The sequence below is a fragment of the Candidatus Absconditicoccus praedator genome, from assembly GCF_021057185.1.
Taxonomy (GTDB): Bacteria; Patescibacteriota; Gracilibacteria; order Absconditabacterales; family Absconditicoccaceae; genus Absconditicoccus; species Absconditicoccus praedator.
Map to the genome: position 1 here is coordinate 909,035 of NZ_CP054059.1, position 12,954 is coordinate 921,988.

Below are 12,954 nucleotides of genomic sequence, written 5' to 3' on the forward strand. Positions count from 1 at the left end.
GAGTAACTTTAAATTTAATATTGACTTGATGTACAAAGTATGATGATTTGGTGAATATTCTTATCAACAGCAAGAAGTATTAAATAAAATAATTTCTATTATAGAAAAAAATTATAAAAATTTTGGTTATCAAAATATTGATACTCCTGCAGTAGAAAGAAACTCAATACTTTTATCAAAGTGATGAGAAGAAACTTCCAAACAAATTTTTGGTCTTTATTGACTTGCTCAAGGTGGTTCAGACTTAAAAGATTATAGTCTTCGTTTTGATCTAACTATTCCTTTTGCAAGATATGTACTGGACTGGAAAGATAAAATTCCTTTTCCGTTCAAAAGATATCAAATAGATAAAGTGCGAAGAGGAGAAAGACAACAAAAAGGTAGATTCAAAGAATTTATTCAAGCAGATGTAGATATCATCTGGGATGATGATAAATTTAATAATGTTCTTTACTATGATGCAGAAGTTGTATTTCTTTTGTATAAAAATTTATCTGATATTATGCAGTCTTTTTGTTTGGAAAATACTCCAGTATTATTTGTTAATGACAAAAGAATAATAGATTGATTTTTGGATTCAGTTATTGGAGATGATTCTGATAAAAAACAAAAAATGATTGATTTGATTGATAAGTCTGAAAAAATATCCAAACAAAAATTTTTTGAGCTTGCAGGGCAATTATGCATATCCGAAGAATATGTTCAAAAAATTTATAATTTTATATCAAGACAGGTTACATACAAAGATTTAGATTATATTAGTACCGAATTTTCAAATGATGTTTTTGCTGAATGAATAAACTCTCTCAAGCTATTTTTATCAAATTTCAATAATATATGAGAAAAATTTGAAATAGATCCAAAAATTGTTATAGATTTTTCTATAGTAAGGTGACTGGATTATTATACTTGAATAGTATTTGAAACATTCTTGGATAAAAATAAGTCCACATCCAGTGTTGCTTCAGGATGAAGGTATGAAAATCTTACTTATTATCTGGATCCCAAAACCAACTTTTCTTGAGTTTGATGAAGTATATGAGTAAGTAGACTTTTTGATTTTATAAAAGATAGTATTAATTCACAAGGTCATAATAATATAGATTATTTTTTTATCAATTTTGAAGATACTTTTCCTGATGTTGTATCTCTTGCTTACAAATTTATTCAAGATTGATATAAAGTAGAAATATATCCAGTTTGTGATAAACTCAAAAAACAAATGCAGCTAGCCAACAGAAAAAATGCCAAAAATGTTGTTATTATGTGAGAAAAAGAAAAATTAAACTGAGTATATACAATAAAAGAAATGAGTTCTTGAGAAGAAAAAATTTATAATATATAATAAAAAATGGAATTAAAAGAATTATATGAGTCATGACTACATGAAATATTGGAAAATATAGACTATTCATGAGCTTATACAGTCAAAAGAGAAATTTCCGAAGGGATAGCTATGGTTTTGGATGCTAAAAAACTTTCTAATGTTTATGTAGTAGAAAGAAGTTTGACACTTACCAAAACTGATGAAGAATCTTCTTTATGAAGTTTTTTTATTTTGTATACTATACAAGGCGACTCAATTGAATGTCATTATCTAAGTCCAGATAGTATTGCTATGTTTGATGATATTATTGTTTGATTTAGTACATATGAAACATCAAACTGAGTTTTTTATGAAAACTTTCTAGTTGATAATCAAGAATGAAAGATATATACTTTTGAAAATATTTTTAGGTTTGATAAAGAGTTTGCCAATTTAGTATTAAGGTGAGATGAGGTAGTATCGGAAGTATATAGATTTGATGATTATTTTATTTTGATTTTGAATGATTGAAGATATATTTTTCTTAAGATTGAGGATTGAAAGCTTTTCCCTTGTTATTACAATGATGAGTTTGAATCTCCAAATAAATTTTCAAAAGTATGAAAAAAACATCCAAAGCCGATTTTATTTTTTGAAGATTTTGAAGAGTTGTTTTGAAGAGTTGTTTTGAAAGATTTTGAAAGTATATGACTTGAAGATTTGAGTTATTAGAATATTTAATTTAATTTATTGAAAAGTAGGTATTGTGGATTATTATATTAATATTTAATTAATAATTTTTTATGTTATGGAAAAAGTAATAATTGTATGATCTTGACCAGCCTGACACACAGCTGCTATATATACAGCAAGAGCAATGCTAAATCCTATAATGTTTGAATGATATATGGCTTGAGGTGTTACAGCTGGATGACAACTTACTACAACTACAGATGTAGAAAACTTTCCAGGTTTCCCTGATTGAATTCAATGAACTGAATTAATGAATAAAATGAGGCAACAATCTATAAACTGTTGAACAAGAATATATACAAATACAGTTACAAATGTAGATTTATCAAAAAAACCATATACTGTTTATACAGATGATTGAAATTCTTATCAAACACAATGATTGATAATAGCTACATGAGCTATAGCAAAAAAACTTTGAATTCCTGGAGAAAAAGAATTTTGGCAAAAATGAATATCTGCATGTGCAGTATGTGATGGTGGAATGCCAGTTTTCAGGAATAAAGAATTGTGAGTTGTTTGAGGTTGAGATGCTGCTGTAGAAGAAGCTATATATCTTACCAAATTTGCCAGCAAGGTATATTTGTTTGTTAGAAGAGATCAACTTAGAGCATCAAAAGTTCTTCAAGATAGATTAGCTCAGTCCGATAGCATTGAAGTTGTGTGGAATAGTGAGGTGAAAGAAGCCAAATGAGATATGATACTAAGAAGTATTGTGGTCTACAACAATAAAAAAGATGAATTTTATGAAATGAATATTTCGTGATTATTTTATGCAATATGACATAATCCAAATATAGAATTTCTATGATGACAGTTGGAAACAGATGAAGATGGGTATATAATTACTACTCCTGGTACAACACAAACTAGTGTAGATTGAGTTTTTGCTGCAGGTGATGTCCAAGATAAAAAATATAGGCAAGCAATTACATCTGCATGAAGTTGATGTATGGCAGCCCTAGAACTTGAACACTATCTTTGATAGTGTTTTATTCTTAATTAATAGTTTATTATGATTGAAGTTTCTATATTTATACTATTTTGTTATTTTGTGCTGTATTTTCTATCTATAAAACTAAAAAATAATTGAATTGTTGATGTTTTTTGGTGATTGTGATTTGTTATTATTGCATGGTATACGCTATTGGTGGATTGAACATTTGATTTTGGGCAGATTTTGTTGACATTGATTATTACTATATGGTGAGTATGGTTAGCAACTTATGTATTTTCTAAAATAAGAAAATCAAAATGAGAAGATTTTCGTTACAATAATTTTCGTAAATTATGGAAATGGTTTTATACAAGAAGTTTTTTTCAAGTATACCTGCTGCAATTTTGTTTGATGATGTTGATAGCATCTCCTATATGGGTAGTGAATTTGTATTGATGAGAAAGTATATATTATCTTATATGATGAATTATTGCAATTATCTGATTTGCTTATGAATGAATTGCAAACTATCAGTTATATACCTTCAAATCACAAAAAACTAACTCTAATATAATAACAACATGACTTTATAAATATTCTCGTTTTCCTCAATACTTTGGAGAATTACTTTTTTGGTTTTGATTGTGAGTTATGGGTATAGCTACTAGTTTTTTGTCTATGTTGGGATTTTTTATACTTTTTTTGTTGTTGAATTTTGTTTCTTGAGTGCCATTAATAGAGAAAAAATATCAAGATAATTTGGAATATCAAAAATACAAAAAAACTACTAGAACCAAGATTATACCCTGGTTTCCCAAATAAATTTATGATAAAAATCCCCACCAAGCAAACAAGGTGGGGAAATATGTTTTCAATATGTGGGTTTAGGTAATGATTCTAGCAATTGGTTGTATGACCAAAAAATGCAAAGGAATGCCAATTATGATTCCACCTATCGCTCCCAAAAAATAACTGGGTACCAATATTTTAAGGTCTTCAAACAGACTCATATATCACCTCTTTTTTTGATGTATGAGTTTAATTAAGATATTTATTTTATTTAGAAAATCAAGAATTGATGAATATTTGATTAGAAAAAATTGAAATTTACTCAAATAAGTCATCACAAGTTTTATCTATTAATTATAAATAGATAAATATTAGTAATATACAAACATAATTTGAGTATTTGCTATCAAGAACAATTTTATAAAAAATGATTGATATAATGTTACATTTCATTGTGTATAATATTGCTTTCCCTGAAGCAGTTTTTTAAAAAAGGAGTAAGTATGTCAGTTAAGTCCTTTTTGGTAAACCAACCAGGGGCTTTTTAAATTAATATAAATTTTTTGTGATAAAAAAAATATTTTATCGTATAAATAATATACGAATGATTTACATATTAAATAAATAAAAATGTGACAGAAAAAAATACTATTATCAGCTTTGGTGCTTTTGTCTATAATATTCTTTACTGGTTGTGATGAACAAGTAAGCAGTGTTGAACCCAAAGACTCAGATTCTAATGGTTCAGATGTATCAGACTCTAATGCTTCAGATTTAGATTTTTGAGAACCAGAAGATATTGATATTAGTGAAATAGACACAAGTGTTTTGGATACCAAAAATTTTGATTTTGATATATTTTATGAATTGATATGAGAACAAGTAGAAAAAGATGAAAATTTATTCATTTCTCCATATAGTATCCATGCTGCCTTTTTGTTGGCATATATGTGAGCAGATGGAGAGACTAAAGAACAAATGTCAGAAGTTCTGGAAACAAAAGGGGTGGATATTAATGATGTAAAGAAAGCATATTATGCTCAAAAAGAAAAATTACAGGATTATTCTACTGAATGAGAATTATCAATAGCTAATGCATTGTTTTTGGATCAGGGTATACCTTTTAGAGAAAATTATGTAAAAGATGGGCAAAGATACTTTGATGCAAAAGTTGAGGATATGCCAGATATAGTGGATCCAATAAATGAATGGATAGAAGAACAAACAAACTGAAAGATAGAGGATATGTTAGGTGAACCGGGTGAAAAAATTGATCCTTTAGTAGTAGCTTATTTGATAAATGCAATATATTTTAAAAATGATTGGGAGACCGAATTTGACTCTATTAGAGATATGGATTTTGAAACTCCAGATGGACAAAAAGAAGTGGATATGATGTATCTTGAAGATGATCACAGATACGTAAAAGAAGAAGAATATCAGATGGTGTCAAAATGATATGAAGATGAAAGTTTTGCATTTCATGCAATAATGCCAAAACAGGAAACTTTGCAGGAATTTTATGAAGATTTTGATAGGGAAAAGTTTGAAGAAATAAAAACACAAAGAAGGAAATGAGAAATTGAATTGTATTTACCAAAATTCACATTTGGCAGTAGTTTGGGATTGGTAGAAGTTATGCAGGATTTATGAATAAAAGATGCATTTGACTCAAGTTTAGCAAATTTTGATAATATGGTTGATTTAGAAGAATTAGGACAAAATGTATATATAAGCGATGCTTTACACGATACATTCATAGAAGTTAACAAGGAATGAACTGAAGCAGCAGCGGCTACAGTTATAGAAATAAGAGCTGAATCAGCTCAACCACCATCTCCAGTATTGAAGTTTGATGAACCTTTTATGTTTATCATAGAAGAGGAAGAAACCTGACAAATTCTATTTATGTGACAGATGATGGAGCCAGTGATAGAAGAATAAAAATTTGCTTGAATAATCATTTAAAAAGTATAAAATCATTGAAATAAAAAAAATATTTTATCGTGTAAATGATATTAGGAATGTTTAATTATTAAAACTACAGTCATGTGAACTAAAACAAAGATTAGCTTAATAAGCACAGCAATAACAGCAATTATAATCACAGCAGGATACCATCTTTTTACCTATGCCAATCTTCATCACATACAAACAGATGAAGAATTCTTGAAATCCCTGGACTGGATGTATGAAAACGAGCTTACCCAATACAATCAAGTAGAATCTTTTAGACCGGAATTTAATCTTAGAAGAGATGAAGCAGCACATTTCTTTGTAAATTTTGTAGAGGAAGGGCTGGAGCAAACTCCAGAGCAAGAAGAGGAAATTCCTGATTTTGCTGATTTAGGTGAAGCACATCAGGACCTAATACCTTCTATAGAAAAAGCAGCAGAATATTGACTGATAAGGTGAGATGGTGGCAGCAATAACTTTAGACCAGCAGATCCTATTTCCAGAGCAGAGTTTTTTGCTGTAGCAGTTAGAGCAGTAGATGGAGAGTATTCAGAAGATACAAACCCTTGGTGGGAGAATTATTTTGAAGCTGCTCAGGAGCTTGATTTAACCAAAGAGTCAGATGTTATGGCTCAAGACAGAAACATTTTAAGGTATGAAGCAGGACTTGTGCTTTTTAGATCAGTTCATGATGAATGAGAGTATGAATTCCAGCCAAAAGCCCAAACTATGGAAATTGCATTTGATGAAGAAATGGATCAAGAATCAGTACTTGCAAATATGAAAACTTATCCCAAGGTAGAATATGATGCAAGTTGGGAGGATGACAAAACTTTGAAACTTGAAATTTTGGATGATTTTAGCACAGAAGAAACTTTATTGGTAAATATTACCCAAGATGCTAAAACTGCAGCCTGAGAAAACCTTCCGGAAACATTATCAAGAGAGTTCAAGATAGATGCTACTCCAGAAATTGATTTTGTGTCTCCTAAATGAGATATTCAAGACCCAAATCAGAATATAACTGTGAGATTTAGTTCTCCAATGGTTCCTTTGACGGCTCTTGATGACCAGCCAGAATGTCCTATAAGTTTTGATCCCAAGATAGACTGAGAATGTACATGGATAACTACTAGTACATTTCAGTTTAGACCAGAAAAAACACTACCATTTGGATGAGAGTATGAGGTGGTTATTCCTTCTTGATTCCAAAATCAAGCTTGAAATCCAATAACTGAATCCAAAAATTTCCAGATAAGAACCCCTGATTTTGAAGTTGTAAATACAAATAATAGAATAAACAAAGATGAGCCACTGAAGTTGGTTTTCAACGATGATGTTGATATGCAAGATGTGATGGATAATTTTGAAATGAGAGGTTATGAAACACATCAGTTAGATTTTGAATTTTGACAAGAAGAAACAAGTATTGAATGAGAATACAAAACACAAGAAAATATAATAGAAATTTTCCCTGCAGAGTGAGACCGAGGATACGATACTAGTTTAGATTTTAGGATATCTGATCAGCTAACTTCTAAAAGATGAAATGTTCCTTTACAAACTGATTATGAAAGTACACTTAGTACAGATGGTTTGGTATTAGAGTATGGCTCTTTTATTTATCAGGATCCTGAGCAAGAAGACAAAAACTTAGTTTCAAATCTTCAGCAAGCTGATAATAATAGGATAGTTCTCCCAGAAGATCCAAATATTCTAATAGAATTTAATGAAGAAATTGAGTTGGATTATGATCTTTTTGATATAGATTATGATTTTGAACTTTCTTATATCAAAGAACAAGAAAATGAAACTATCCAAGAAAATCAAAAATGAGTAATTATTGATATACAGGGGCAGATATCAGACGAATTAAATATAGAAATACTTGCTTCCAATATTAGTTCAAGTGATGATATAACTCTGGATTTTGGAACCAAGGATTATAATCAAATACAAGACTATGAGATGATAAACTATAAAAAACATTGCTTAACTACATCTCATCATATACCCAGAACTTCCAGGAACGAAGAAGCTTTTGAGTTTGATGGTTATTGAGAGGTGGAAAGAATACAAATAGTAAGATCACGGATGGATGACAAAGACGAATATGACTGTTACTATGAAGAATGAAAAAATAAATATATTCTTGAAACTAATCTTGATCCTGATACTCAATATAATCTTAACATAAGCAGTGATTTGTTGGACAAAGATAACTATCCTTTGGATCAGGATTATGAATATCAGTTTACTACTCCAGAAGTCAAAAACGAAGACAAACATGTTGATATTATTGACCAGGAATGACTTGTAATGATTCCAAGTAGTATCAAACCTTTGACTTTGCCAATCAAATCAGTGAACATAGACACTGTAAATATTAGAGTTTGTGAATGAGAAGTAAATCCTTCCAGGCATAATTACATAGACAACAAAGACTGTCAAACTGCCAGAGTAGATGTTGAAAACAAATGATTTCAGCCAAGTTTGAATACTGTTGATCTAGAACAAGTTTTTGAACAAGAGTTTGATTCAAATATAGTAAAAGCCAAGGTCTACAAACTTGAAGAAGATATGACAGAATCCCAAAAAGAAAGTTACCAAGAGGATGAATTAACTCATTCTACCAGAGTTTATAATATAAGTGATGTTACTGCTACCTTGAAAGAGGGTAAAGAAGATATTTTATGGCTCAGAGATTACAACCAATGAGAAAATCTTGCCAACAATATAGATAATATTACAGCTTATGAAATAAATAGACATCATCGCTGAACACATCCTTCTGTTGTTGGTAGGCATGATATAGATTTTGAACCAAAACAAAACTGACTTTATGAGTTGGAAAGTATTCCATCAAATTCAGACCTTGTAATAACTTTGGAAAATCAGGATAAAGTACTTGTAACTAATTCCGGTAATGAACTGTCTGAATGAGATGCCAAAACTTATATTTTTACAGATAGACCTTTGTACAAACCAGGTGATGAAGTAAATATCAAATGAACTGTTAGAAATTTTTATTCTGAAGCTTATCAGATACAGGAAGATAGTATACCTTTGAGAGTTAGAGATAGTAGGTGAGAGACTATGATAAGTGAAACTCTTAAGCTGGATGAGTATTGAAGTTTTCAGGCAGGATTTGATCTTCCTGATGATGCAAATCTTGGTGAATACACTGTAAGAGCTGGTAATGATAATTTGAATTTCAGTGTAGAAGAGTTTGAAACTCCTGATTTTGAAGTAGAAGCCACTGCCAGAGAGGATGATTATCTTCTGTGAGAAACTGCTCAGGTAGATATTGCCGCAAATTATTATATGTGACTTCCTGTAGCCGAGGGTGAGGTAAGCTATGAATTAACAAGTGAAGATTATTATTTTGATTGATGAGGGGTACAAGGTTACCAGTTTGGTGAAAGAAGAAGTTTTTGGTGGCAACCAGATTCTGGAAGCAGACGTGAAGATAGGTGAGAACTTATATTGGATAATAACTGACAAGCAGTTTTGGATCTTGATCTAGAAGAACAGGATCAAGAAGACAAGATCTATAATCTATCTTTAAATGTACAGGATCCAGAAAGCTGACAAAATATAGCTCAAAATCTTTCTTTCAAATGACTTAGAACTGAAAAGTTTGTAGGTGTGAATTTTGATGATTTTAGTTATGATTATCTGGATACCGCCAATATAGATCTTATAGCAGTTGATATTGATTGAAATAGACTATCTCAAAAACAAATAGATTTAGAAGTGAAAAAAGTAGAACATCAACACGATGAAGTTGGTCAACAAAGAGAAACCACCAAAGATACGGTTATGAGCCAAACTTTGACAACTACTCAAGATGGTACAGTAAATACTGATTTTACTTTTGATGAGCCTTGAGAGTATGAGTTTGTGATAAGCACTCCTGATGGAAGTTATAAAACCACAAAAACATTTTATGTAGGATGAGCAGATGTATTGTCTCCTGGTCAGGAAGACAATGAAATTAATGTAATTCCTGAACAGCAAACTTATGATGTGTGAGACACAATGAGAGCAACAATACAATCTCCTCATACTTGAGTACAAGCTATGCTAACAGTAGAAAAAAACAACAAAATAATGGATTCTAGAATAATTGATATTGATGAGTACAATCAGGAAGTACAATTAGAGATCAAAGAAGAGTATATTCCAAATTTTGATATATCAGCATTTATAATAAAAGATGTTACAACCATACAAGATGACTTCCAAGACTTAGAAGAAGTAAGAAACGAAATGTCTCAGATAGAACAAGATTTACAAGAAAGATTGGACATCCCAAGAATACCTGGTCCTCCAATAGTTCCATATTATGATGTAATAATACCACCATTGCCACCAGAAGTTGATGATATGGACGAAGAAGAACAAAATCTTTATGAAGAGTGGGTGGAACTAAGAGCTCAAGAACAAGAACTTTTATCAAATCTTTTGCCAAGTTATTATGGATGATTAGAAACCATAAAAGTAAATACAGATTATGTGAAACTTGATGGACAGGTAAGTTTGGACAAAGAAATGTATGAACCAGGAGATGGTCAAACAATTGATCTTGAAATTACAGACAATGAGTGAAATCCGGTTGATTGACAGGCAACAATCAGAGTGATAGACCAGGCTTTGTTGGATATGATGGACAACAAACAGGATATACTTGAGTTTTTCTACTCAAAACAATCAAACAACATCTCAACATCAAGTAATCTCCAAAATATTATCCAAAGAATTCATTTCCCTGATCAGTTAGATGTTCAGGTGGAAGAAGACTTTGAAACCCAACAAGATGATGCTCAGTTTTATGGTGAAATTATGGAAGAATCTGCAGATATGCAAGCAGATACCAGATCTGCAACAGAAGATGCTGCTGCTCCTGGGGATGATGAAGCAGAAGTTAGAGAAGATTTTGAAGATTTGGCATATTATCAGTCAGTAGTAGATGTACAAAACTGACAAGCTCAAATACAAGTAGACCAACTTCCTGATAATCTAACTACTTGGGTAGTAGATGGTTTTGTGCATACTCAAGATACCAAAGTAGGGGAGTTTGAAACTGACTTCCAGGTACAAAAACCTATTGGTATATTAGAACAAATACCTAGATTCCTGATCTCTGGAGATGAGCTGATAATAGCAGCTCAAATTGCTAACAATACCAATACTGCTCAAAATGTGCAAACCAATCTTGAGATTAGCAATGCAACAAATACCAATCCTACTCAGGAAGTAGAAGTTGGACCTTGAGAGACAGAGCCAGTAAGATTTCCTGTAGAAATTGATAGTTTGTGAACTCAGGATATCAAGAATTTTGAGTCAGAAATTACTATATCTGCAAATGCAGGAGAGTATCAGGATGCAGTAAGACATACAAGAAACATCCAGCAACCAAGTACTGCAGAATATGTGTTTACCAATGGTTCTACAGAGGATATAAGTTATGAAGAACAAGTTAAGATCTCAGAGATAATGGAAGAAAACTGATATTTGGAAATTACTATGTGAGCAACTATTCTTACCAACCTAATGCACAATCTGGATGATTATTTTAGTTATCCTGGTGAGAGTCTTAGAAGTAGATTGGGATTCCTGGATATAGCTGAAAGTATGAGAAGTTTGTATCAGGGTGTAAACAAACTAGATGAATTTGAAGAAATTACAGTTTATGATAGAGATAATAATGAATATACTACTATCCAAGAAGTAGAATCCAAAATCAAAGATGAAATGGATATATATCAAGAAGATGATGGATGACTTAGAAACTTCCAGGATAGTTGTTGGCATACTCGCCAATCTTGTAGTAGTTTTGCTTTGTCAAAATCATATCTAGAAATGGATTTGGATATTGATGGAGTAGACAATGAACAGCTACTGGATTATTACAAATCAGAACTTGAAGAAAAAATTGAAAGAAGTAGTTCTAACAAGAGAAACATTTCTTATTTTATGCCTTTGGCTGTGCAGTGAGAGTATGATTTTGTAAATGAACACTTTGAACCAAGAGATGACCTAAGCAACAAAAGAAAAATACAATATATCAATCTTTATGAGTTGATGCCCGAAGATTGAGAAAGAGCTGATGAGTTTTATGAAGATCTGAAAAACTCTATATTGATAGAAGCAAGAGGTAGTTTGTTACCGGCAGATTTGGATTATTCAAATAACATTATCTCTACTGCCAAAATGCTACAGTTGATGCTTGATTATGGAGAAGAAGAAAGACTACAGGTAGAGAATATGGCAAGGTGGCTTTTGGCAAACAGGGACGAAGAATGAGCTTTTCATGCCAGAAATATTGTGCCTATCATAGATGCTTTGGACAAATACGTTGATCAAACAGGTGAGCTTGATAATGTTGATTTTGATGCAGCAGCTTATTTTGAAGAAAATAATATAATGGAAGCAAACTTTGATATGGACAACAGATTTGGATTAGCTCACGATAAGTTTGATTTCCAAGATTATGTGAATTTTGGGGAAACTCATAGTCTGTGATTTGAAAAAGATGGAGAGGGTAGGCTTTATTATGATGTAGGATTAAGATACCATATACCAAACGATCAGATTACTCCAAGAGATGAATGAATGATAGTAAGCAGGAATTATTATGATTATGATGAATACCAAGATGCTCATGAAAGACAGTGTTTTACTCCAATATGGAGATGAAGATGGTGATGATCAAATTGTAGAAATGTAAGGGTAGAAAATATTGATTCTGTCAGTGAAGCCAATCATGGTGATTTCGTAGTGTGAGAGGTAGAGTTGACTGTTCCTTATGAAAGAAATGATGTGGTTTTGAGGGATTATATCCCTTCTGGTGCAGAGGTTTTGAATGTGGATTTTGATACAGTGTGAGATGATGTGGCTGAGGTAGTAGGGCAAACTAGTGATAGGCGATGATGATTTGATCATATAGAGCAAAGGAATGATATGGTATATTTGTATGCTGAGCATCTTAGGTCTGGGACATATACTTATACTTATGTAATGCAGGCTAGTTATGAAGGTAGCTTCAATGTTCGTCCTGCTAGGGCTGAGGTTTTGGACAGACCAGAGGTTTTTGGTAGGAGTAGTGGTAAGGTTTTTGAGATTAGTAGGTAAGAGAGGGGAAAAGTTGAAAGTTGAAAGATTAAAAGACCAGCTTCTTGGATGGAGCTGGTTTTTTTGGTTGATAAAT

General features: G+C 31.4%; 6 protein-coding genes. All 6 read left to right on the forward strand.

All coding sequences use genetic code 25. The annotated features are described in order from the left end of the window. Positions 1 to 28: 28 nt before the first annotated feature. On the forward strand, positions 29 to 1,345 hold the full coding sequence (gene hisS, locus HLG78_RS04450; protein WP_231176613.1) for a histidine--tRNA ligase: 1,317 nt from the start codon (positions 29 to 31) through the stop codon (positions 1,343 to 1,345). A 6-nt stretch (positions 1,346 to 1,351) separates the two neighbouring features. After that, positions 1,352 to 2,038, forward strand: coding sequence for a hypothetical protein (locus tag HLG78_RS04455; RefSeq protein ID WP_231176616.1), 687 nt, complete (start codon positions 1,352 to 1,354; stop codon positions 2,036 to 2,038). A 76-nt stretch (positions 2,039 to 2,114) separates the two neighbouring features. Further along, entirely contained in the window at positions 2,115 to 3,047 is a 933-nt protein-coding gene (gene trxB, locus HLG78_RS04460) for a thioredoxin-disulfide reductase (RefSeq protein WP_231176619.1), read from the forward strand. Positions 3,048 to 3,074: 27 nt separating this feature from the next. Continuing rightward, complete coding sequence (locus HLG78_RS04465) at positions 3,075 to 3,818, forward strand: DUF1295 domain-containing protein (protein ID WP_231176622.1); 744 nt, start codon at positions 3,075 to 3,077, stop codon at positions 3,816 to 3,818. Between the two features lie 597 nt (positions 3,819 to 4,415). After that, complete coding sequence (locus tag HLG78_RS04470) at positions 4,416 to 5,729, forward strand: serpin family protein (RefSeq protein WP_231176626.1); 1,314 nt, start codon at positions 4,416 to 4,418, stop codon at positions 5,727 to 5,729. A 105-nt stretch (positions 5,730 to 5,834) separates the two neighbouring features. Continuing rightward, positions 5,835 to 12,878: an MG2 domain-containing protein gene (locus HLG78_RS04475; RefSeq protein ID WP_231176629.1), complete on the forward strand. Its 7,044-nt coding sequence runs from the start codon at positions 5,835 to 5,837 to the stop codon at positions 12,876 to 12,878. Positions 12,879 to 12,954 lie beyond the last annotated feature (76 nt).